The sequence below is a fragment of the Sulfitobacter sp. HGT1 genome (genome assembly GCF_013282155.1).
GTDB lineage: Bacteria > Pseudomonadota > Alphaproteobacteria > Rhodobacterales > Rhodobacteraceae > Sulfitobacter.
Window position 1 is genome coordinate 186,068 of record NZ_BLWI01000001.1, and the last position, 23,078, is coordinate 209,145.

Here is a 23,078-nt window from a genome sequence, read left to right on the forward strand (position 1 = left end):
ACTGGTCAGAAAAGGAAAGCGCGATAATGACTAATTTCCATAAGGTTTTTCACCTGGCGGGGCTTGCCGCCGCAGGGGCGATCATGATTGCAGCAACGCAGGATTTGTCAGCCGATCCAATGGCGGGGCCAATAGCGTCATATTCCTTTGCCGTTATGGTTGATATTCCCTGATGCGCACTGCCAGACACTAGGTCAAACCATCCCAGATCAGCTTGGTCCCTGTTGTCAGCAACAAAACATAGGTGATCGCAAAGAACTGCTTTTGAGAGATGAACCGATGCGCTTTGACCCCGACCCACGCGCCGAGAATGGCAAAGGGCGCAAGCACCAGGTCCGCTTTCAACGTATCGAGTGTGAAGATACCCAAAAAAGCATAGGGCACGAATTTGACGATGTTGACTGTCCAGAACAGCAACACGGTAGAGGCCTGAAATTGGGTTTTCGTCAAACCGCGTGACAAAAGATAGATCGCGGCAGGTGGGCCGCCTGCGTGGCTGATAAAACTGGTAAGGCCAGCAACACCGCCCCAAAACACACCCGCCCAATCTGGCAACGCGTGTTGTGCGGCGCGAATCCAGCCCGAACTGCGGCCCCATTGCCAGAACACAAACCCGACCGAAATGCTGCCGATCATCAGGCGGAAGAAATCCGGCGATGCGATCTTGTACAGTGCCGCGCCCAAAACAACGCCCGGTACGGCACCAAGGACCAGCAACCTGACGTCGTGCAGGCTCCATTTTCCCCAATAGGGTTTCAGGGTTGTGACGTCGATAAGCATCAGCAGTGGCAACATGATCCCCAGGGCCATCCCCGGTTCGATGACCACAGCCAGGATGGAGGAACTTGCAAAAGCCGCGCCCGATCCGAACCCGCCTTTCGAGACACCTGCAAAAAGAACGGCAGGCCCGGCGATCAGCAAGAACCAAATATCAAAGGTCATCGGGGCACCGCTTTCGGACAGCTATGTCATGGATTGATTAAAGTGACAGTTTGTTGATCCGAGTTGGAACTGATTGGCGAGATGCTGGTTATCCTTGCAACCGAGCGATGTTCGCTTGGCGGAAAGTACAGTACCTTAATAGGAGTAAATAGTAATGAAACGTTTTCTTGGAACAACCGCAATTATTCTTTCTTTGACCGGCCCGGCATTTGCTGCGTCCCATGCCACAAACGGCATTGGCAGCACTGTTGCGCAGCCGTCTGATTTCTTTGCATCCGACCTGATCGGCATGCGCATCTATAACGCCGAAACTGAAATCGACGCCAACATGACTGTCGTCACCGGTGCTGAAACCGAATGGGACGATATCGGCGAGATCAATGATATTCTGCTGGATGAAAACGGCGATGTAAAAGCTGTGATCCTGGGTGTTGGCGGCTTCCTTGGCATGGGCGAACGTGACGTGAGTGTCAGCATGGACAGCATCAAGGTGCTGAAGGCCGAAGGCGATTCGGACGACCGTTTTCTGGTGGTGACAACATCGAAAGAGATGTTGGAGCAGGCCCCCGAGTTTGACCGTGACATGGACGACGACATGGAAAAAGCCGAAGCTGCTGCAACGACCGAAATGTCCGACACAGCGACATCTGCCGAGATGGCCAAAGACGAGCCCGCAAATGATCGTCCAATGTTGACCCGTCCGGCTGTCGAATATGATGGTTATGCAGAAGCCAACGTCGAGCAAATGCAAGCTCTGACAGCTGAAGACCTGGACGGGGCCTATGTCTATGGGTCCGACAATGAAACAGTCGGCGAAGTTGGCAGCCTGATCCTGGGTGACGACGGCCAGGTGAAAGAAGTCGTGATCAATGTTGGCGGTTTCCTTGGCTTGGGCGAAAAGCCGGTCGCGGTGACATGGGATGAATTGCAGGTCCTGAAAAACGCTGAAGGCGATGATTTCCGCATCTACATCGACAGCAGCAAGGAAGCGCTTGAAGCACAGCCCGAATACCGGAACTAAGTCGAAACCGCGTATGAATATTCGGGAATTTTGTATTTCTTGACCTGAATAAAGGGCCATTTCCAACTGGAAGTGGCCCTTTTTTATGCGTTTATTCACCTTCCATCGGCCATGATCGACAGGCAACTTGCACGGTGCGATGCATTTCGTTATCCCGTGGCCAATCTTAACCTTGTCGGAGAAAACCACATGGCCAGACCCAAAATCGCGCTTATCGGCGCTGGGCAGATCGGGGGCACGCTTGCCCATCTCGCAGCAATCAAGGAACTAGGTGACGTCGTTTTGTTCGACATCGCCGAAGGTGTTCCTCAGGGTAAGGCGCTTGATATCGCCGAATCCGGTCCATCGGCAAAGTTCGACGCGACCATGTCAGGTGCAAATGACTATGCTGATATCGCTGGTGCTGACGTTTGCATCGTTACAGCCGGTGTTGCCCGCAAGCCCGGGATGAGCCGTGATGATCTGCTGGGCATCAACCTGAAAGTGATGAAATCCGTTGGCGAAGGCATCGCAGCCCACGCGCCAAACGCCTTTGTGATCTGTATCACAAACCCGCTTGATGCGATGGTTTGGGCTCTGCGCGAATTCTCCGGTCTGCCACACCACATGGTTTGCGGCATGGCTGGCGTTCTTGATTCGGCACGCTTCCGTCACTTCCTTGCCGCCGAATTCAACGTGTCGATGAAGGACGTTACCGCGTTCGTTCTGGGCGGCCACGGCGATACAATGGTGCCACTGACACGCTATTCGACAGTTGCGGGTATTCCTTTGCCTGATCTGGTGAAAATGGGTTGGACCTCACAGGATAAACTGGACGCGATCGTTCAGCGCACCCGTGATGGCGGCGCGGAAATCGTTGGGTTGCTGAAAACCGGTTCGGCGTTCTATGCGCCAGCGACTTCGGCGATCGAGATGGCCGAAGCCTATCTGAAAGACCAAAAGCGCGTGCTGCCCTGTGCGGCATATGTCGACGGTGCTTACGGTCTGAACGGTTTCTATGTTGGCGTTCCAACCGTGATTGGTGCCGGCGGCATCGAACGTGTTGTCGAAATCTCGATGGATAAAGACGAGCAGGCGATGTTCGATAATTCTGTCAATGCCGTCAAAGGCCTGGTTGATGCTTGCAAAGGTATCGACGGCTCGTTGAGCTAAATCTTTACTGGCGGGGCGCTGAAATCAGCCGCCCCGCCAATTTTTCCCACCTGTTTGCTGTTGCGCGCCATCCGACACGGGCCGTCTATCCCAATTCAATGGACATGCTGATTTGCACCCTCCGTCACGGTATTCGCCAAAAGCGCGAAGATCAGCGGAAGCCTGGCCCCGTTGTGATCACATGAAAAAATTCCGTGATCACAAATCTAAAAACTTTTGATTAATTCGAATTTTTTGCGGGTTTTGGTGCGCAAACATGACCCGAAACGGACGTCTGTGCGTGACAGTATCGAAAATACCGCTATCTATAAGCTGAACGAGACGAGAAAAGGAATCCATCATGGCTGATGTGAACCGGGGCAACCGCCCGCTGTCACCACACCTGACGATCTACCGCCCGCAACTAACCTCAATGTCGTCGATCCTTACCCGGATCACTGGCAACGCGATGCTGGTCGCAGCGCTGCTGATCGTGTGGTGGTTTCTGGCCGCGGCAACATCGCCCGAAGCATTTGCAACAGCCAACGGATTTATCACCAGCTGGTTCGGCGACCTTGTGATGTTCTTTTCATTGCTGGGCCTTTGGTATCACACCCTTGCAGGCATCCGGCATCTGATCTGGGACAACGGCTATGGGCTGGATATCCCGACAGCTGAAAAAATGGGCTGGGCGGCATTGGTCGGTTCGGTCGTTTTGACCATTATCACCGCGCTGATCATTTAAGGGGAACAGACATGGCTTATTTGACAGACCGCAAACGCGCGCTCGGTATGGGGTCGGCAAAATCCGGCACTGCACATTTCTGGGCGATGAAAGTCAGCTCGGTTGCGCTGCTGATCCTGATCCCGCTTTTCGTCTTTACCTTTGGTGCGGCACTGGGCGGCACCTACGAAGAGGTGTTGGCCTATTACGCCAAGCCTTTCCCCGCAATTATTGCAGCACTGACACTGACCGTTGGGTTCAAGCACTTTAACGATGGTGTGCAGGTGCTGATTGAGGACTACGTTCACGGATTGGCGCAAAAGATTGCCATCATCCTGATGACTTGCCTCAGCTACGGCGCGGCGGCGGTTGGGCTTTTTGCCATCGCACGCATCGCGCTTTAACACAGATTTCGCAGGACGGGAGACCGAAACATGGCTGCATACGAATATGAAACGCATGAATATGACGTGGTTGTTGTGGGGGCCGGCGGTGCAGGTCTGCGCGCGACCCTCGGCATGGCCGAACAGGGCCTGAAAACAGCCTGCGTCACCAAAGTTTTCCCGACACGGTCGCACACTGTTGCGGCGCAGGGCGGCATCGCGGCATCCCTGTCGAACATGGGCCCCGACAATTGGCAGTGGCACATGTATGACACCGTCAAAGGGTCCGACTGGCTGGGCGATACCGATGCGATGGAATACCTTGCCCGCGAAGCGCCCAAGGCGGTTTACGAGCTTGAGCATTACGGCGTTCCATTCTCGCGCACTGAAGCTGGCAAAATCTATCAGCGTCCGTTCGGTGGCCACACCACAGAATTCGGCGAAGGCCCCCCCGTTCAGCGCACCTGTGCGGCTGCTGACCGTACCGGCCACGCGATCTTGCACACGCTTTACGGCCAATCGCTGAAGCATAACGCTGAATTCTACATTGAATATTTCGCCATTGATTTGATCATGTCCGATGATGGCGTGTGTCAGGGCGTTTTGTGCTGGAAGCTGGATGACGGTACCATGCACCTGTTCAGCGCCAAGATGGTTGTTCTGGCAACGGGCGGCTATGGCCGCGCCTATTTCAGCGCAACATCGGCGCACACCTGTACAGGTGACGGTGGCGGTATGACCGCGCGTGCAGGTCTGCCCCTGCAGGACATGGAATTCGTTCAGTTCCACCCGACCGGCATCTATGGTGCCGGCTGCCTGATCACCGAAGGCGCACGCGGCGAGGGCGGGTATCTGACCAACTCCGAAGGCGAACGCTTTATGGAGCGGTATGCGCCGACCTATAAAGACCTTGCCAGCCGTGACGTTGTTTCGCGCTGCATGACGATGGAAATCCGCGAAGGGCGCGGTGTGGGCGAAAACAAAGACCACATTCACCTGCACCTGAACCACCTGCCCAAAGAAACGCTGGATTTGCGCCTGCCGGGCATTTCTGAATCCGCGCGTATTTTTGCCGGTGTTGACCTGACCAAGGAACCGATCCCGGTTCTGCCGACGGTGCACTATAACATGGGCGGCATTCCCACGAACTATTGGGGCGAAGTGTTGGCACCCACCGCCGACAAGCCTGACAACATCGCACCCGGTCTGATGGCTGTGGGCGAGGCGGGCTGTGCCTCTGTTCACGGTGCAAACCGTCTTGGGTCGAATTCGCTGATCGACTTGGTTGTCTTCGGTCGCGCTGCCGCGATCCGCGCCAAGGATATTGTTGATCCGTCGACACCCGTGCCGACGCCAAACCAGCGGTCGATCGACGCGGCGTTCAACCGGTTTGACGGTCTGCGTTACGCCAAGGGCGACATCGCCACCGCCGAATTGCGCCTTGAGATGCAGAAAACCATGCAGGCCGATGCTGCCGTGTTCCGCACCGACAAGACGCTGAACGAAGGCAAAGTGAAAATGGACGAGGTCGCAGGCAAGGTCGCTGACCTTAAGGTGACGGACAAGTCGCTGGTCTGGAACTCTGACCTGATGGAAACGCTTGAGCTGACCAACCTTATGCCAAACGCTGTGGCCACGATTACCGCAGCGGCTGCGCGCAAGGAAAGCCGCGGGGCACACGCCCACGAGGATTATCCTGATCGCGATGACAAGAACTGGCGCAAGCACAGCCTTGTCTGGTTCAAAGGGAACGAAGCGACCCTGGGCTATCGTGGCGTGCATCTTGATCCTTTGACCACCGAAGAAGAAGGCGGCATCGACCTCAAGAAAATCGCACCAAAAGCACGCGTTTACTAAAACTCTTGCTCCGCTCTGGTACTCACCGGGGCGGGGCATACACGAACCAAAGGACCCCCCTGTGACACGAGCCGGAACCACATTCCATAATATCGTTGAAGGTCTGCGTCATCGCGCGGCCCGTCCGGCTGTGTTTGGGGTGGTGCTGATGGCTGTTGGGCTGTCTGCCTGTACAGAGGCATCCCAGCGGGTTGATGCGATCGCCCGCGAAGGCGCGAAAGGTGTGGTTACCGAAACCATCGCCACGCGGTTTCCCCAGGTGCCAAAGCAGCTGATCACGCCGTTCACCGATTGTATCATCGACAATTCCGACGCGGCCGAGATACGGGTATTTGCGAAATCGGCAGTTATCGGCGTAGATGATACGACCGTTGCGACAGTGCGCACCGTGTTGGCACGCCCTGAAACAGTACGCTGTTTGTCGCAAAATAGCCTGGGCCTGACAGGAACACTTGGCTGATGGGGCTTGAGCGGGGAAGCAGCATGATGGCTGACCAGATCAAAAAAGCTGAAATGGACAGCTTGCGGGCTCGTTTCCGGACAGGGTCGCCCCAAGAGCGGGCCAAGATCAACGCAATGTTGGGCCCGGTCGAGATTGAATTTGCCGATATCAGAATGGTTGTCGATCCGCGGGACAACTATACAGAAACCTGCATTTGGCTTGAGGGGCACCCTCCCGAGCTGAAATCCCTGCTGGCATTGGTCAAACTGGTCGAGCAGCGCAATGCCCTGGTTTTGGACATTGGTGCGAATTGCGGCGCGTTTACCATTCCTCTGGCGTTGGCCAGCGGGAAAGGGTCGCGCGTAATCGCCTTTGAACCGAACCCGATCATGATTGGCCGCCTTGGCCTGAATGTGCAGATCAACGATTTGACCGAAGTTGTCAGAATAGAAGGCTGTGCATTGTCTGATCGCGACGGAGAGGCGATGCTTAATTTTCGCGGGCACAACTATGGGCAGGCGTCCTTGAAAGAGGTGCAAGGCCGGATGCGCAGTGGTGGGTCATTGGTCCCGACGCGCCCGTTGCGTCATTTCACATCTGCGTCTGAAAACCACGATTTCACCCTGCTCAAGATTGATGTCGAAGGGGCCGAAGCCTTGGTTCTTGACCCCATTCTGGACGAGGCAAAATCCGGCGGATGGCTGCCTGATGCAATCCTTATCGAAGTGCGGCATGCCCAGCAGTGGCAGACCGATCTATGTGCAAAAATACTGGCCAGCGGTTTCGAAGAAACGATGCAGGCCGAAGGAAATGCGCTTTACCTTTTGAAGAAGTAAGCGCTGGAAATTATTGAAAACGGGTAACTGCCCGGCAGACCAGGAGAGGCGATATGGTTCAACTCACGCTCCCAAAGAATTCCCGGATGACATCCGGCAAGACATGGCCAAAACCAGAGGGTGCAAAAAACCTCAAGCAGTTCCAGATTTACCGCTGGAATCCGGATGACGGGAAGAACCCTGCCATCGACACATATTTCGTCGATATGGATACCTGCGGCCCGATGATCCTGGACGCGCTGATCAAGATCAAAAACGAGATTGATCCCACCCTGACCTTCCGCCGTTCGTGCCGCGAAGGTATTTGCGGATCTTGCGCGATGAACATCGACGGGATCAACACGCTGGCCTGTACCTACGGCGTGGACGAGGTTTCGGGCACCGTAAAGATTTACCCGTTGCCGCACATGCCTGTGGTCAAGGATTTGATCCCCGACCTGACGCATTTCTATGCGCAGCACGCGTCGATCCAGCCATGGCTTGAAACCAAAACAGCGGCTCCTGCGAAAGAATGGAAGCAGTCGATCGATGACCGCGCCAAGCTGGACGGTCTGTATGAATGCATCATGTGTGCGTGCTGTTCGACATCCTGCCCCAGCTACTGGTGGAACGGCGACCGCTATCTTGGACCAGCCGCATTGCTGCATGCCTATCGTTGGTTGATCGACAGCCGCGACGAGGCGACAGGCGAACGTCTCGACGAGCTTGAGGACCCCTTCAAGCTGTACCGCTGCCACACAATCATGAACTGCGCCAAGACCTGCCCCAAGGGTTTGAACCCGGCAGCGGCGATTGCGAATATCAAAAAGATGATGGTCGAACGCACCATCTGATCAGATTGACCCACCCCGATTTTGTCGGGGTGGGTCGGCGATTTTTTCATGCCCCTTTTATTGCTTGCCTTTTTTGTCGTGTTTTTGGTCGCCTCGTATTTCTGGCGGCGCAAAAGCCCCGGGCGCGGCTGCCGCTGGCGCAAAGATAACACCCGCGACAAGGGCAGCTTGAGCTTTTACCACTGCGTTGCCTGCGGTGCCGAAGCCTACACCGCCACAAACGGCACCCCGAAAGACTGCAAATCCAAAGTGACCTCGCGACCGCTTTGATCAGGGTCCTCGACAGAACCATTGATCGTCGAATAGCCTTTGTTCTGTGACAGGGGGATCCATGACAGATAAAAATTTCAAAGCTGATGTGATTGTCGTTGGTGCCGGCCTTGCCGGGATGGTGGCCGCACATGAGGCAATCCTGCGCGGTCGTCGGGTGCTGATGATTGACCAGGAAGGCCCGCAAAGTCTGGGCGGTCAGGCGTTCTGGTCGCTTGGCGGGCTGTTCATGGTCGACACCCCCGAACAACGCCGGCTGGGCATTCGCGACAGCCCCGAACTGGCACTGCGCGACTGGATGGGGTCAGCGCAATTTGACCGCCCCGAGGATGCGAACCCGCGTGCCTATGCCACCCGTTTTGTCGACTGGGCTGCGGGCGACATGCGCGGATGGCTGCACGGGCTGGGCATGCGGTGGTTCCCTGTTGTGGGTTGGGCCGAACGTGGCGGCGCGATGGCAGGCGGGCACGGGAATTCGGTTCCTCGTTTTCACATTACTTGGGGAACCGGCACCGGTGTGGTCGCCCCCTTTGCCAAGCTGATGCAGGACCATGCTGTTGCAGGGCGGTTGCACATGGCGTTCCGCCACAGGGTTAACGCGCTCGAGGTCGTAAACGGTGCCGTGACGGGGGTATCCGGTGAGGTGCTTGAGGCGACCACCAAACAGCGCGGCGAAAGCACAAGCCGTGCCCCCATCGGCACTTTTCACCATCAGGCCGAAGCGGTGATTTTGACGACAGGTGGCATCGGTGCCAACCATGATTTGGTGCGGCAGCACTGGCCGACAGGTCGGCTGGGCCAGCCCCCCAGTCGCATGGTGTCGGGCGTGCCGGACTATGTTGACGGAAGGATGCACGGTATTGCTGCCAATGCAGGTGCGGGTCTGATCAACGAAGACCGGATGTGGCATTATTGCGAGGGCGTCGAGAACTGGAACCCGATCTGGCCCAATCACGGCATTCGCATTTTGCCCGGGCCGTCTTCGATCTGGCTGGATGCCAAGGGCGACCGGATGGAGGCTCCCTGCATGCCGGGTTTCGATACCCTATCGACGCTCAAGCGGATCTTGCGGGCCGGGGAACACAGCTGGTTTATCCTGACCCAAAAGATCATCGAAAAAGAATTCGCCCTGTCCGGGTCAGAGCAGAACCCCGACCTTACCGATGGTGGATGGCGCGATGTATTGAAAGCGCGGCTTGGCAAAGGGGCTACGCCCGCAGTCGAGGCATTCAAGGAAAAAGGTGCGGATTTCATTGTTGCGGATCGGTTGGACGAACTGGTCGCCGGTATGAACAAACTGACGCCGGACCAACCGCTTGATCTGGACCATCTGCGCAACCAGATCGCAGCGCGGGACGGGCAGTTGGATAACCCGTTTTCCAAGGATGCCCAGATTACGGCGATCCGTGGGGCGCGTGCCTATCGCGGTGATAAACTGATCCGCACCGCCAAACCCCACGCCATTCTGGACGCGGAAAACGGCCCGCTGATTGCGGTCAGGCTGAATGTTCTGACACGCAAAAGTCTGGGCGGTTTGCACACTGATTTGCAGGGCAGGGTCCTTACGCCAGAGGGCGACGTTTTGCAGGGGTTGTATGCCGCTGGTGAAGTCTGCGGCTTTGGCGGCGGCGGGTATCACGGGTATAACGCGCTTGAGGGGACATTCCTGGGCGGGTGTCTATTTTCGGGCCGCATTGCAGGACAAAACGTATGAACGAACCCAAAGACGCGGCAGCACGGCGTGCGGTCAAACCGGTAATCTGTTATCCGGTGGATACGCTGCCGGTGCCGGATATGGCGGCGTACCACGCTGCGCGGGACACGATGACCAAGGTAGACGAGGTGCTAGTGCCGCCACGCGAAGCAGGGTGCTTTACCGTGCCGGCGGGGCACTTCTTTCGAATTGTCAGTGTCGAAGGGCCGCAGGTCGGTGATTTGAACCTGTGGGCGCGCGACAATATTAACGAACGTTTCTATTCCGGGAAAACCCGCGCGCTGCACGGCACGCATATCACAACGGGCCAGCGGATGTGGACAAGCTTTCCGTATCTGCGACCGATGGCGACCATCACCCATGACACGCTTGGCTGGTACGGCAAGGACTCATTTGGCGGTTCGGTGCATGACGTCATCGGCACCCGCTGCGACCCCTATACGCATAACTTGCTGGCAGGGGGGCAGTATCACCATTGCTGCCATTCCAACCTGACCCGCGCTTTGGCAAACCACTTGGGTGTGTCTGTAGCGGAGGCTGAGCCACATGTGCATGACGTGTTGAACGTGTTTATGTGCACAGGCTTTACCCGCGACACCGGCCAGTATTTTATGAAGGCAAGCCCCGTCCGGCCCGGTGATTATCTTGAGTTCTATGCCGAGATTGATCTGTTGGGGGCGCTAAGCGCATGTCCGGGGGGCGATTGTTCGGCAGAACATTCGTCTGATGCCGCTGCCTGCTATCCGCTGCTGGTCGAAATCTTTGCCCCTGATGCAGATTACCTTGGCGCGGCTTCGCAACCTGCGCCCAATGGTTATGACAGGTCACACGGCACTTGAACCCCTTGGCAGGGTTCAAGCCGTTTAGATAATTTTATGCGTCGGCAAAGGCTGCTTGCAAAGCGATCTCGACCATGTCGCCAAAGGATTTTTCACGCTCCGATGCAGGCAGCGCCTCGCCGGTTTGCAGGTGGTCGCTGACCGTCAGCACCGCCAAAGCGCGGCGTTTGTGACGGGCCGCCAAGGTATAAAGCTCGGCTGCTTCCATTTCGACACCCAGAATCCCGTGACGCACCATCTGTTCATCCAGATCGGGGCGTTCGGCGTAAAACACATCAGACGAATAGATGCCGCCCACATGGGTATTGGTTCCTTTTGCTTTTGCTGCGATAACGGCTGCTTGCAACAATGACCAATCGGCGCAAGGTGCGAAATTCATTTCGCGGAATATACCGGAGGAAGGAGATGTTATTGTGGTCGCCGTCATTGCGATAATAATATCGCGAATTCCCACATGGGGTTGCATACCGCCACATGATCCGATGCGGATCAATGTTTTGGCCCCGTAGTTGGTAATCAATTCGTTCGCATAGATGGAAAGCGAAGGCATTCCCATTCCTGATCCTTGAATGGTCACACGGTGGCCATTCCAAGTGCCGGTAAAGCCAAGCATGCCGCGTACTTCATTCACAAGTGTCGCGTCTGTCAAAAACGTCTCTGCCGCCCACTTTGCCCGATAAGGGTCGCCTGGCATCAGAACCGTTTCAGCGATTTCACCTTCTTTGGCACCAATATGAATCGTCATTTTTGATAACTACCGCTCTAAGTAAAAAAAGTGCCCCAATCCTGGGACACCCTATTTTTTCGTTAAAGGTAAAGTTCAAATCGCCAGATCATCCGGGGAGACACCCTTGGCTGTCAATTCACGGAACCAATTCGGCTGGCGACCTTTGCCAGTCCATGTCTGGGTCTTGTCAGCCGGGTTCGCAAATTTGGCGGCCGCCTTAACCCCTTTGGATTTTTTTGCACCCGAAGATACTTCGTCCAAAGAAAAACCAAATTCGGCTGCCGCTTTTTCAGCCGCTTTACGGGCCTCAACACGGTCACGGTCATAGGCCGATTTGATTGCGATCTTTACATCTTCCAGCAAGGTCTCAAGCTGCTTGTGAGACATGGCGTCCAGATTAATGCTCATTATACCAGTTCCTAATATTTAACTACATTCCATCCTTATGCGAATATAGAGATGAAACAAAGAATAAAAATTCTAAAGATTTTATTCCGCTGCAATTGTATCGGGGTCTGCAAGTATTACGATATCTTTCATTATTGTGTTCAACTCAAAGTCTTTAGGCGTATAAACGCGGGCAACGCCCATTCCGAGTATCCGGATTTTGTCATCCTCTGGAATAATACCGCCCACAACCACAGGGATATGTCCAAGCCCTGCCTGACGCATTTCATTCATTAAGTCTTGGACCAGTGGGATATGGGAGCCGGAAAGAATAGACAGGCCCACAACATGGTGATTGCCGTCTTTTGCGGCTTTGACGATTTCTGACGGGGTCAGGCGGATACCTTCATAGGTAATATCCATGCCGCAATCGCGGGCGCGCACTGCAATCTGTTCTGCACCATTCGAATGGCCATCAAGCCCGGGCTTCCCAACCAGAAAGCTAAGCCGGCGACCCAGACGGGTGCTGACGGCATCCACGGCCTCGCGTAGTTCATCCAGACCTTCGGTCTTGTTCGACCGCCCTGCGGCAACCCCTGTCGGTCCACGGTATTCGCCGTGTACGGCCCGCATTTGCGCGGCCCATTCGCCTGTGGTTACACCGGCCTTGGCGGCGGCAATTGACGGTTCCATCACATTGCGCCCTTCGGCGGCGGCGGCGCGCAGATCGGCAAGAGCTTTGTCAACGGCGGCCTGATCACGGGTGTCGCGCCACGCATTCAGACGGTTGATCTGGTCAGCCTCGACGGCGGGGTCAACGACCATGATCCCGCCGTCGCCGGTCATCAGCGGCGAGGGTTCGCCCTGCTGCCATTTATTCACGCCGACAACGATCGTTTCACCCTGTTCGATCCGGCCCAGACGGTCGGCATTGCTTTCGACCAGTCGCGATTTCATGTAATCGATCGCAGAGATAGCGCCGCCCATGCCGTCAAGATTGGCAAGCTCGGCACGTGCACCTTCTTTCAACGCTTCGACCTTGCGGTCGACGGCGGGGTTGCCATCAAACAGGTCGTCGAACTCCAACAGGTCGGTTTCATACGCCATGATTTGCTGCATACGCATCGACCATTGCTGATCCCACGGGCGCGGCAGGCCAAGAGCTTCGTTCCAGGCGGGCAATTGAACGGCACGGGCGCGGGCGTTTTTAGACAGCGTGACGGCCAGCATTTCGATCAGGATACGGTAGACGTTATTTTCCGGCTGCTGTTCGGTCAGGCCAAGAGAGTTCACCTGAACCCCATAGCGGAACCGGCGGAACTTGGGGTCTTCGACGCCATAACGCTCAAGGCAGATTTCATCCCACAGATCGCCAAAGGCGCGCATCTTGCACATCTCGGTCACGAAACGAATACCGGCATTCACGAAAAAGGAGATGCGACCAACCAGTGTCGGGAAATCTTTCTCAGGCACGCGGGGGCGCAGGGCATCCAAGACAGCTGTCGCGGTGGCCAGGGCAAAGGCCAATTCCTGTTCGGGCGTCGCACCGGCTTCTTGAAGGTGGTAGGAACACACATTCATCGGGTTCCATTTCGGCACGTTGGTATAGCAATATTCGGCGACGTCGGCGATCATCTTCAGCGACGGGGCAGGCGGGCAGATATAGGTGCCGCGCGACAGGTATTCTTTGATCAGGTCGTTCTGAACCGTGCCTTGCAGGGCCGATACATCCGCACCCTGTTCTTCGGCTACGGCAATATAAAGCGCCAACAACCACGGTGCCGTCGCGTTGATGGTCATCGAGGTGTTCATCTGCTCAAGCGGGATATCCTTGAACAGCATCCGCATGTCGCCCAGATGGCCGACAGGCACGCCAACTTTGCCCACTTCGCCACGCGAAAGGATGTGATCGCTGTCATAGCCGGTTTGTGTCGGCAGATCGAAGGCGACGGAAAGGCCGGTCTGACCTTTGGCCAGATTGCTGCGATACAACGCATTGGATGCCTCGGCGGTAGAGTGTCCGGCATAGGTGCGGATCAGCCAGGGGCGGTCTTTTGTTTGTTGCGACATGGTGCGGCCTCTCGTGAATCGGTAGGGTAATAATATTGCGTTGAAAGACTGATACTTGAAATAATCAGGCAGTGTCAATTCGCTGCATTGCGGCATTATCGCATTGATTTCCGGGCAGGGTCCACATTATTTGCAAAGGCGACCGCGAATGACCCGTTATTGTAGAAAATTTGGTCAAATCTTATTCGCAGGCCGCGTTCAGCCAAACGGCGAATTCATAGATTTTCATTGCCCAGTCCGTTTTCCTTCTGCAAGTGTGGGCCGATGACGCAGACCATTGAACTTCCTATCTGGCTATTCGTCGTGATTTTGCTTTTTGCGACTGTCACGGCATTAAGCCATTTTTTATTGCCCTCGGTACGCTGGTTTTTCCGGCTGCGCCTTGAACGTGCGGTTGCCCGTCTGAACAAACGCCTGACGCGCCCGATTGAACCGTTCAAACTGGCGCGGCGTCACGACATGATCCAGCGGCTGATCTATGATCCGCAAATCAGCCAGGCGATTGCCGATCACGCCCGCGAAGAGGGCATTCCCGAAAACGTCGCGTTCCAGCAGGCCCGCCGCTATGCCCGCGAGATCGTGCCCAGTTTCAGCGCCTTCGCCTATTTCAGCTTTGGCATCCGGCTTGCGCGGTTTCTGGCAAATACCCTGTACGAGGTACGCACCGGCAAGGACAACGCTGCCGTTATCGAAAAAATACCCGGCGACGCGACGGTGATCTTTGTCATGAACCATCGCAGCAACATGGATTATATGCTGGTGACCTATCTGGCGGGCGAGGCATCGGCATTGAGCTATGCGGTGGGGGAATGGGCGCGGGTTTGGCCGCTGAGCGGGTTGATCAGATCAATGGGCGCTTATTTCATCCGGCGCAAATCACGCGGTGCGCTGTATCGCAAAGTCTTGGCGCGCTATGTGCAAAAGGCGACCGAGGGCGGCGTGACCCAAGCGGTGTTCCCCGAAGGCGGGCTCAGCCTTGATGGCAAGTTGATGCCGCCAAAGATGGGGTTGTTGGGCTATGTTGTCGGTGCTGACCTGACCGACCGTGACGTGGTGTTTGTGCCAGTCGCCATCAACTATGATCGGGTTTTGGAAGATCGGGTTCTGATCGAAGCAGATCTTGCCGGGACGCGGCGATTCAAGGCGCGCATATCGGTGATCCTGATCTTTATTTTGCGCAAAACGTGGCTGCGGATACGTGGCAGGTTTATGCGTTTTGGCGAGGCGGCCGTGGTTTTTGGCGAACCGGTCCCTTTGCGGGACTATGGTGACAAGCCGGATGTTGACCGGTTGGCCCAGGATCTGATGGGGCGGATCGCAGACGAGATGCCGTTGCTGTTTGTGCCACTAATGGCGCATCTCATGCTGTCGACCAAGACGCCGCTGACAGAGGATGCCCTGAGGGCCGAAATGGCGCGGCTGTTGAAAAAGGCGAAGCCGACGATCGACATTCCCCATGCGGATTTTGACGGGGCCGTTCAAAAAGCGCGCGAACATATGGTGCAGCGCGGCATGGTGTTTGCAGTCGACGGGGGCTTTGCCGCCGACCCTGATGAGCTGCCTATCCTGAACTACTATGCCAACTCGATCGCACATTTTTTCATCTGAGGCCGCAGGTCTTGGGATTTGCTGCGACTGCAAAGTTATAAAATTACAAATAATGCCCAAATACGGTTGCATTGTTGCGCCGTGGGCAATATCTCACTTTTAGACGCCGCGATTCTGCACTGCGGCACAAACGAATTCTGATAGTGGAGGCACGCATGGCCCTGGACACCAATATCGCGCAATACGACGCACCGGAAAAAGACCTGTACGAAATCGGTGAGATCCCTCCGATGGGGTATGTCCCCAAGCAAATGTACGCATGGACCATTCGCCGTGAACGTCATGGCAACCCGAACACCGCCATGCTGGAAGAAGTCGTCGATGTTCCAACGCTCGACAGCCACGAAGTGCTGGTTCTGGTGATGGCTGCGGGCGTTAACTATAACGGTGTCTGGGCTGCCTTGGGCAAACCGATCAGCCCGTTCGATGGCCACAAACAACCCTTTCACATCGCCGGTTCCGATGCCTCGGGGATCGTCTGGGCGGTTGGTGACAAGGTGAAGCGCTGGAAAATCGGCGACGAAGTGGTGATTCACTGCAACCAGGATGACGGCGACGACGAGCACTGCAACGGCGGCGACCCGATGTATTCGCCCAGCCAGCGCATCTGGGGCTACGAGACCCCCGACGGGTCATTTGCCCAGTTCACAAACGTGCAGGCCCAGCAGCTTATGCCGCGGCCCAAGCACCTGACCTGGGAAGAATCCGCCTGCTATACGCTGACGCTGGCCACGGCATATCGCATGCTGTTCGGTCACGAACCACATGACCTGAAGCCCGGTCAGAACGTGTTGGTCTGGGGCGCATCGGGTGGTTTGGGATCTTATGCGATCCAGCTGATCAACACAGCGGGTGCGAATGCGATTGGCGTTATCTCGGATGAATCCAAGCGTGATTTCGTCATGGATCTGGGGGCCAAGGGCGTTCTGAACCGCAAGGACTTTAACTGCTGGGGGCAGATGCCCACGGTGAACACGCCCGAATATGCCGCCTGGTTCAAAGAGGCCCGCAAGTTTGGCGCGGCGATCTGGGAAATCACCGGCAAGGGCGTCAACGTTGATATGGTGTTTGAACACCCCGGCGAGGCGACATTCCCCGTGTCCACATTCGTCTGTAAAAAAGGCGGCATGGTTGTGATCTGCGCCGGTACATCCGGTTTCAACCTGACGCTTGACGTGCGCTATATGTGGATGCACCAAAAGCGCTTGCAGGGCAGTCACTTTGCGCATTTGCAGCAGGCGTCTTCGGCGAATAAACTGATGCTCGAGCGCCGTTTGGACCCTTGCATGTCGGAAGTATTCACATGGAATGACTTGCCCGATGCGCACATGAAAATGTTGGCCAACGAGCATAAGCCGGGGAACATGTCGGTTCTGGTCCAGTCGCCAACGACCGGTCTGCGGACTTTGGAAGACGCGCTGGAAGCCGGAAAATAAGCAAACAATTTAGATTGTTGGCCCAATCGCCCGCGAATCGTTCATCCGGTTCGCGGGCGATTTGCGTTCTAGGGGCACCTCTTGGGGAAACAGTGTCTTGTCTCGGGGTCAACCCACCAGAATTGGGGAGTTGGAAAACGCGAATTTACGGAAATATCGGCACATGTTATGGCTGTATTAATCAAAAATTAACCAAAAAGGTGAGATTCTTAACATGCAAAGTGACTGGATATTGGACGTTCTCACCGATCTTAAAACTTTCGCGACAATCAATGGCTTTCCTGCTTTGGCAGAACAGCTTGATGATACCGCGATTGTAGCAATGGCCGAGATCTCCGCCCGTGAAGAAGGGACTGGAAGAAAACCATATGGTAACGATCTCTCCAAAGCTCGACCAGATATTGGAGGCGCTGGAACAGGCCGCCACGCTTGAGGGGCTGCAAACCGCGAGCGAGGCCCTGCGCGACCATTATGGGGTTAATCACATCGTCTATCACTGGGTCGATTCAGCGGGGGATCAATACGGCTGCGGCACCTATTCGGTGGCCTGGCAGGAACGGTATCTAGCGCAGAATTATCTGCGCATCGATCCGGTCGTTTCGGGTTGTTATCAGCGGTTTCATCCGGTCGACTGGAAACGACTGGACTGGACCAGCAAAGCCGCGCGCGCCCTGTTTTTGGAGGCAATTGAATACGGGGTTGGCAATCAGGGCTTTAGCGTGCCCATACGCGGGCCGAACGGGCAATTCGCGCTTTTTACCGTGAACCATTCATGCAGCGATGCCGAATGGGAAGGTTTTGCCGAAGCCAACCGCCGTGATCTTATTTTGATTGCGCATTACTTTAATGAAAAGGCGTTGGAGATTGAGCCCGCCCGCACACCGGAAATTGCCCAAGCGCTATCGCCAAGGGAAATTGACGCAATGACGTTGATTGCGATTGGATTTAGCCGCGCGCAGGTTGCGCAGACATTGTCGATTTCAGAACATACCTTGCGCGTCTATATTGAGAGTGCGCGTTTCAAGCTGGGTGCGCTGAATACCACCCATGCTGTGGCGCGCGCATTGAGCCGCGGGCTGATCGTCGTATAGCGGAAGGTGCAAGGGGGCCGGCCCCCGCCTTTCAGGCTCCCCCGGGATTTGATCCCATTTGGAATAAAAAGTTGCACCTTCTACCGGTTGAGCGGGCGTTGATAACGGGAGCCGTTAAATAAGCCAGATGTATTGCCACCCCTGATGATCACTGGGGGCGCGGCAATTCATGTTGAGATATATTTACGGCGACGAACTGGGCGACCATCCGAAACTTGCCGCAAGCATGTTCCGGGACAGGGCCGTGCAATTCAAGGATCGGTTGAAATGGGATGTTCGGGTCGATGCGGACGGGTTTGAAAGGGATGAATATGACGACCTGAATCCGCTTTATGTGATGTGGGAACTGCCCGGAGGGATGCATGGCGGGTCAATGCGGTTTCTACCCACCACCGGACGCACGATGGTGAACGAGCATTTTGCCGATCTGTTGACGGGGCCGATTTGCAGCCCGTTGATCTGGGAATGCACACGGTTCTGCCTGGGCGCGCAAGCGTCTGCGCATGTCGCCGCAGCATTGATGTTGGGCGGAGGCGAAATCATGCAAGGGTTCGGCATCGCGCATTTTGCGGGGGTCTTTGATGCGCGGATGGTGCGGATTTACCGGATGACGGGATCGTCGCCCGAAATTCTTGGCAGCAGTGGCGCGGGGCTATCGAAGATCAGCGTGGGGCTTTGGAGTTTTGACGCCAGTGCGCAGGCCTGTGTGGCGGACAGGGCTGGCGTTTCGCCGCAGCAATCCGGGGCATGGTTCCAGCAGCGCTTTGGCCCTGATTTGCGCAGGAAGGCAGCGATTAACGGCTAAGCTGTCTGGCCCCCGGCGCGGCCCTGATTTAGGGTCGCGCCATGACAACACCTTTGCTTACCTTTTCAGATGATCAGGCCGCTGCTTTCGACAGCATCGCCGAAATGTTGCGTCTTGCCGGGATCAATCTGGAAGACAGCCTGCTGATGCCCCCCGCCGGGGGCAAGGATCAGGTCATGGCTGTGACCGGAAAGGCCGGGTCAGGCAAAACGCTGCTGCTGGCGGAGCTTTATAAAGCGTTGGAAGCGGCGGGTGTTGATATCGTATCGGGCGATTATGAATCCCGCAAACGCAAGGACAAGCGGTCGCTTGCGATTTTGGCCCCCACCAACAAGGCTGCGTCCGTGTTGCGCTTGCGCGGTGTTCCGGCGACGACGATCCACCGCATCTTGTACACCCCCGTTTACGACCCCGAATATGAACGCATCGCCGAATGGCTGGCCGGCAATGGCGAGCGTCCGGTGATCGAGGGCATGAACGAGGTGTCGCTTGATCGGGCCGAGGCATTTTACGCCAATAACAAATCGATCCCGGGCGCGTTGGCTGCGGCGGGTTTGCGGGGCAGTGATTTCATCACAGGCTGGAAGCGCCGCGAAGAGCCGTTGGATATCGGGTTGGTTGATGAAAGTTCGATGCTGGATGACAAGCAGTTCGAGGATCTGAAAGAGATTTTCCCGACGTTGCTGTTGTTTGGTGATCCCGCGCAGCTTGCCCCTGTCGGCCAATCCGGCACCATGGTGTTTGAGAAACTGCCGGAAAACCGCGTTTTGAACCTGAGCCGCATCCACCGCCAGCAGGCCGATAACCCCATCCTTGATCTGGCCCATGCGCTGGCAGACCCTGAACTGACGTTCGAGCAGTTCGAGAGGATGGTTGAGGCGGCCTCGAAGAAGGATGATCGCGTGGTCTGGGGGCAACGGGTCGAGGTTGATTTGATGGCGCGGTCCCCCGTGCTGGTGTGGCGCAACGCGACGCGCATCCGGTTGATCAACGCCTTTCGCGCTGTTCACGGTGCGCCCGAAGACGCGCTGCTTGAGGGCGAGCCGTTGATTTGTGACGGGATCGAACTGCCGGTGAAACATCGCAAGAAGCGGCTGGACCTGGAAGCGCGCGGCCTGATCAAGGGTGCGCAGGTGATTTATCTGGGCAATGGGCGCAAACCGGGGTTCAGCCGCTTGCATGTGATGGGGGCCGAAGACCCGCAGATTTCAGCGGCATCAATCGTAAAGATTGAAAAGCCGGACGAGGAAGAGCCCTTTATCCCTTTTGCCGCACGGATGGGGGCCACGTTCCTGCATGGGGCGGCGGTCACCATTCACAAGGCGCAAGGCAGCCAGTGGGACACCGTTCAGGTGTTTGCGCCCGATCTCTACGCAGCGGCGCGTATGGGGCGGTCAGAGGCGGGGCAACCCTTGTGGAAGCGTCTTGCCTATGTCGCGATCACGCGGGCGCAGGAGCGGCTGATTTGGGTGGTGCGCAACCGCCTCTCAAAACCGACCGGCGTGTTGCGTGTGGATGATCTGCGCGCTGTTGCGGCAGCGCCATTAAGCCTGGATATTCAGACTGAGGAGGAAGAAACATGAACACCATTTTGATCACAGGGGCGAGTTCCGGCATCGGGCGCGCCACGGCAGAGCTGTTCTTGGATCAGGGGTGGCGCGTCGGCTTGGTTGCGCGCCGTGCGGAGCGTCTGGCTGAAATCGCCGATGCACATCCCAATGCTGTCGCACTGCCTGCGGATGTGACAGATGCAGCTGCAATGCGCGCCGCCTTCGAAAGCTTTGGCCACATCGACGTGTTGTTTAATAACGCGGGGCTGTTCGGTATGTCCGGCCCCATCGACGAAATCCCGCTCGAGGTCTGGACCGAGGTGATGCAGGTCAACATCAACGGCATGTTCATCGCCGCGCAATTGGCGTTCGAGCAGATGCGCAAACAGGCAGACGGCGGGCGCATCATCAACAACGGGTCTTTGTCCGCCTATGTGCCGCGGCCCGGATCGGTCTGCTATACCATGAGCAAACATGCGGTGACGGGCCTGACGCGCACGCTGTCGCTGGATGGACGGCCGTTTAACATCGCATGTGGGCAGATCGACATTGGCAATGCAGAAAGCGAACTGGTTGCAGACCTCAAGGCTGCTAACCCCGACATGGACACGATGGATGTCAAACACGCGGCATCATCGGTGCTGCACATGGCGCAAATGCCACCCGAAGCGAACGTGCAATTCATGACAGTGATGGCGACGAAAATGCCGTATATCGGCCGCGGTTAGCGGCGGATCATCGCAAAGGCAGCCGAGGCCAGCCAGCCGGCCGCAATGGCGATGGCCAGCGACAAGAGGCCGTAGATCAACGACTGCTCGCGCGACAGGTTGTAAAGCCAGCGTTCCAGGCCGACTTTGCGCACGTCGATCAGGGTGTTGTACTGCGCGATGACCTTGCCTTCGCGTGTCAGGAAAATCCGGGTGTCGTAGTCGCCTTCGACCAAGGCGGCAGGCAGTTGGACATTTGCGCGAAACAGCGTCTGCTGGTCGACGCTCACGCCTGCTTCGTTCAGTTGATACTGGTTGGCTTTGGTACGGATACGGATCAGCGCTTCGGTGAAGGCGGCGGAATCGCTGATGTCCATTGGCGCGCCAACTGACCTGATCGCGCGCGGGACCGATATTTTATAGCGCAGGTCCTCGACCCGGCTCAGAACATCGCGCAACGGGCCGCTGGTGGCCACCGCGTAAAAGCTGGGCGCGCGGTCAACCTCGACCGCGTCGGTGTTCACCCAGATCCCGAATTTCTTTTCCTTGCGGCGGACCACGACCGGCTTTGAGGGGCCGGACACGGTCACAACCACCTGCAATTGAGACGTATTGGGGATCGGCGTTTCGCGTTTCACGGCCCCGAAGATGATGATCTCGGACCCGTTGAAATTGGTGGAAATGGACACTTGGGTTTGGTTCAGCCCCAAAACGATGTCTTCTTCGGCCTGTGCGATTGACGCAAAGGCCAGACAGGCAAGCGCTATCGCCATGCATTGCCGGATCATGAGGCGAACCCGATTGAATACAGTTCATTCGGTTGCAGCAAGAGATCCAGCGCCAGTTTGCCGCATACGGCCAGAACCAGCAGGGCCAGCAGAATGCGCAATTGTTCCGCCTTGAGCTTGGTGCCGAGCGTTGTGCCGAATTGCGCGCCGATCACCCCACCGATCAGCAGCAGAACGGCGAGGACAATATCAACGGTATAGTTGGTCGTCGCGTGCAGCAATGTGGTGAAAGCGGTCACAAACAGGATCTGGAACAGCGATGTCCCGACAACGACTTTGGTCGGCATCCCCAGCAGATAGATCATCGCCGGAACCATGATAAAGCCGCCGCCAACCCCCATGATCGCCGCCAGCAGACCCACGAATGCCCCCACCAACAGCGGCGGAATGACCGAGATGTACAACCCCGTGACCCGAAACCGCATCTTGAACGGTAGCTTTTGAATCCAGGTGTGTTTCTTGCGGGGCTGACGTTTGCCCGACCGGGTTTTGTAAAGCGCGTTGAGCGATTCAATGAACATCAATGCGCCGATGATCCCCAGAAAGATCACATAGCAAAGGTTCACCAGCAAATCGACTTGGCCAAGAGATTTCAGGTGGTTGAAGATGCTGACACCCGCGGCAGCGCCGACCAGCCCGCCGATCAGCAAAACGGTGCCCATCCTCAGGTCTACGGTTTTGCGTTTAAGATGGGCCAGCAAGGCCGATACGGAGGAGGCGACAATCTGGTTCGCCCCGGTGGCCACAGCCACAGCAGGCGGAATGCCGATAAAGAACAAAAGCGGCGTAATCAGAAACCCGCCGCCCACGCCAAACATGCCTGAAAGCACGCCCACAATACCGCCCAGTCCCAAAAGCAGGAACGCGTTAACCGAAATCTCGGCAATGGGCAGGTATATTTGCATATAGGCTGTTAT

The 23,078-nt window shown here is 56.4% G+C and carries 24 protein-coding genes; 18 read left to right on the top strand and 6 right to left on the bottom strand.

All coding sequences use genetic code 11. The features are described 5' to 3' along the window. Window positions 1-26: 26 nt before the first annotated feature. Window positions 27-173 carry a hypothetical protein gene (locus HGT1_RS00865; protein WP_176248086.1) on the top strand — a complete coding sequence of 49 codons (147 nt, stop codon included), beginning with the start codon at window positions 27-29 and terminating at the stop codon, window positions 171-173. A 16-nt stretch (window positions 174-189) separates the two neighbouring features. Here HGT1_RS00865 and HGT1_RS00870 read toward each other — a convergent pair whose 3' ends face one another. Continuing rightward, window positions 190-942 carry a sulfite exporter TauE/SafE family protein gene (locus HGT1_RS00870; RefSeq protein ID WP_176248087.1) on the bottom strand — a complete coding sequence of 251 codons (753 nt, stop codon included), beginning with the start codon at window positions 940-942 and terminating at the stop codon, window positions 190-192. A gap of 154 nt (window positions 943-1,096) precedes the next feature. On the opposite strand from HGT1_RS00870, the gene HGT1_RS00875 reads away from it, so the two are divergent. The 11 genes from HGT1_RS00875 (at window position 1,097) to HGT1_RS00925 (ending at window position 10,992) form a co-directional block, all read left to right on the top strand. Then, window positions 1,097-1,963, top strand: coding sequence for a PRC-barrel domain-containing protein (locus HGT1_RS00875; RefSeq protein ID WP_176248088.1), 867 nt, complete (start codon window positions 1,097-1,099; stop codon window positions 1,961-1,963). 189 nt (window positions 1,964-2,152) lie between these two features. Continuing rightward, window positions 2,153-3,115 carry a malate dehydrogenase gene (gene mdh / locus HGT1_RS00880; RefSeq protein ID WP_176248089.1) on the top strand — a complete coding sequence of 321 codons (963 nt, stop codon included), beginning with the start codon at window positions 2,153-2,155 and terminating at the stop codon, window positions 3,113-3,115. 340 nt (window positions 3,116-3,455) lie between these two features. After that, entirely contained in the window at window positions 3,456-3,839 is a 384-nt protein-coding gene (gene sdhC, locus HGT1_RS00885) for a succinate dehydrogenase, cytochrome b556 subunit (RefSeq protein ID WP_176248090.1), read from the top strand. 11 nt (window positions 3,840-3,850) lie between these two features. After that, window positions 3,851-4,222 carry a succinate dehydrogenase, hydrophobic membrane anchor protein gene (gene sdhD, locus HGT1_RS00890; protein ID WP_176248091.1) on the top strand — a complete coding sequence of 124 codons (372 nt, stop codon included), beginning with the start codon at window positions 3,851-3,853 and terminating at the stop codon, window positions 4,220-4,222. A gap of 30 nt (window positions 4,223-4,252) precedes the next feature. Next, entirely contained in the window at window positions 4,253-6,058 is a 1,806-nt protein-coding gene (gene sdhA / locus HGT1_RS00895) for a succinate dehydrogenase flavoprotein subunit (protein WP_176248092.1), read from the top strand. 61 nt (window positions 6,059-6,119) lie between these two features. Continuing rightward, window positions 6,120-6,518, top strand: a complete 399-nt coding sequence (locus HGT1_RS00900; RefSeq protein WP_255200050.1) for a hypothetical protein — start codon at window positions 6,120-6,122, stop codon at window positions 6,516-6,518. A gap of 26 nt (window positions 6,519-6,544) precedes the next feature. Further along, on the top strand, window positions 6,545-7,336 hold the full coding sequence (locus HGT1_RS00905; protein ID WP_176248093.1) for an FkbM family methyltransferase: 792 nt from the start codon (window positions 6,545-6,547) through the stop codon (window positions 7,334-7,336). Between the two features lie 53 nt (window positions 7,337-7,389). After that, complete coding sequence (locus HGT1_RS00910; protein WP_176248094.1) at window positions 7,390-8,169, top strand: succinate dehydrogenase iron-sulfur subunit; 780 nt, start codon at window positions 7,390-7,392, stop codon at window positions 8,167-8,169. A 48-nt stretch (window positions 8,170-8,217) separates the two neighbouring features. Continuing rightward, window positions 8,218-8,439: a hypothetical protein gene (locus HGT1_RS00915; protein ID WP_176248095.1), complete on the top strand. Its 222-nt coding sequence runs from the start codon at window positions 8,218-8,220 to the stop codon at window positions 8,437-8,439. A gap of 61 nt (window positions 8,440-8,500) precedes the next feature. Beyond that, window positions 8,501-10,153, top strand: a complete 1,653-nt coding sequence (locus HGT1_RS00920) for an FAD-binding dehydrogenase (RefSeq protein WP_176248096.1) — start codon at window positions 8,501-8,503, stop codon at window positions 10,151-10,153. After that, window positions 10,150-10,992 (top strand): DUF1989 domain-containing protein, encoded by an 843-nt coding sequence (locus HGT1_RS00925; RefSeq protein WP_176248097.1) that lies wholly within the window; start codon window positions 10,150-10,152, stop codon window positions 10,990-10,992. The genes HGT1_RS00920 and HGT1_RS00925 overlap by 4 nt, the downstream gene beginning before the upstream one ends. Window positions 10,993-11,026: 34 nt before the next feature. Here the strand turns inward: HGT1_RS00925 and deoD are convergent, their stop codons facing one another. The 3 genes from deoD to HGT1_RS00940 form a co-directional block, all read right to left on the bottom strand. Further along, window positions 11,027-11,737, bottom strand: a complete 711-nt coding sequence (gene deoD / locus HGT1_RS00930; protein ID WP_176248098.1) for a purine-nucleoside phosphorylase — start codon at window positions 11,735-11,737, stop codon at window positions 11,027-11,029. 75 nt (window positions 11,738-11,812) lie between these two features. Further along, the gene (locus tag HGT1_RS00935; RefSeq protein ID WP_176248099.1) at window positions 11,813-12,127 is read right to left on the bottom strand and encodes an H-NS family nucleoid-associated regulatory protein; all 315 of its coding nucleotides are present in this window, start codon (window positions 12,125-12,127) and stop codon (window positions 11,813-11,815) included. 81 nt (window positions 12,128-12,208) lie between these two features. After that, window positions 12,209-14,272, bottom strand: a complete 2,064-nt coding sequence (locus tag HGT1_RS00940; protein WP_373029393.1) for a methylmalonyl-CoA mutase family protein — start codon at window positions 14,270-14,272, stop codon at window positions 12,209-12,211. Between the two features lie 168 nt (window positions 14,273-14,440). On the opposite strand from HGT1_RS00940, the gene HGT1_RS00945 reads away from it, so the two are divergent. The 6 genes from HGT1_RS00945 (at window position 14,441) to HGT1_RS00970 (ending at window position 21,394) form a co-directional block, all read left to right on the top strand. Then, a complete protein-coding gene (locus tag HGT1_RS00945) occupies window positions 14,441-15,784 on the top strand; it encodes a 1-acyl-sn-glycerol-3-phosphate acyltransferase (RefSeq protein WP_176248101.1) in 1,344 nt (447 codons plus the stop codon). 155 nt (window positions 15,785-15,939) lie between these two features. Then, on the top strand, window positions 15,940-17,220 hold the full coding sequence (gene ccrA / locus HGT1_RS00950) for a crotonyl-CoA carboxylase/reductase (RefSeq protein ID WP_176248102.1): 1,281 nt from the start codon (window positions 15,940-15,942) through the stop codon (window positions 17,218-17,220). Between the two features lie 368 nt (window positions 17,221-17,588). Further along, complete coding sequence (locus HGT1_RS00955; RefSeq protein WP_176248103.1) at window positions 17,589-18,311, top strand: autoinducer binding domain-containing protein; 723 nt, start codon at window positions 17,589-17,591, stop codon at window positions 18,309-18,311. A gap of 169 nt (window positions 18,312-18,480) precedes the next feature. Further along, entirely contained in the window at window positions 18,481-19,116 is a 636-nt protein-coding gene (locus HGT1_RS00960) for an acyl-homoserine-lactone synthase (protein WP_176248104.1), read from the top strand. 41 nt (window positions 19,117-19,157) lie between these two features. Beyond that, window positions 19,158-20,699 (top strand): ATP-dependent RecD-like DNA helicase, encoded by a 1,542-nt coding sequence (locus tag HGT1_RS00965; RefSeq protein WP_176248105.1) that lies wholly within the window; start codon window positions 19,158-19,160, stop codon window positions 20,697-20,699. Then, window positions 20,696-21,394, top strand: a complete 699-nt coding sequence (locus tag HGT1_RS00970; protein WP_176248106.1) for an SDR family oxidoreductase — start codon at window positions 20,696-20,698, stop codon at window positions 21,392-21,394. The genes HGT1_RS00965 and HGT1_RS00970 overlap by 4 nt, the downstream gene beginning before the upstream one ends. Here HGT1_RS00970 and HGT1_RS00975 read toward each other — a convergent pair. Both HGT1_RS00975 and HGT1_RS00980 read right to left on the bottom strand, forming a co-directional pair. Beyond that, window positions 21,391-22,161, bottom strand: a complete 771-nt coding sequence (locus HGT1_RS00975; protein WP_176248107.1) for a TIGR02186 family protein — start codon at window positions 22,159-22,161, stop codon at window positions 21,391-21,393. The two genes, HGT1_RS00970 and HGT1_RS00975, sit on opposite strands and share 4 nt — an antisense overlap. Next, window positions 22,158-23,066 carry a sulfite exporter TauE/SafE family protein gene (locus HGT1_RS00980; RefSeq protein ID WP_176248108.1) on the bottom strand — a complete coding sequence of 303 codons (909 nt, stop codon included), beginning with the start codon at window positions 23,064-23,066 and terminating at the stop codon, window positions 22,158-22,160. Before HGT1_RS00980 ends, HGT1_RS00975 begins: the two co-directional genes overlap by 4 nt. Window positions 23,067-23,078 lie beyond the last annotated feature (12 nt).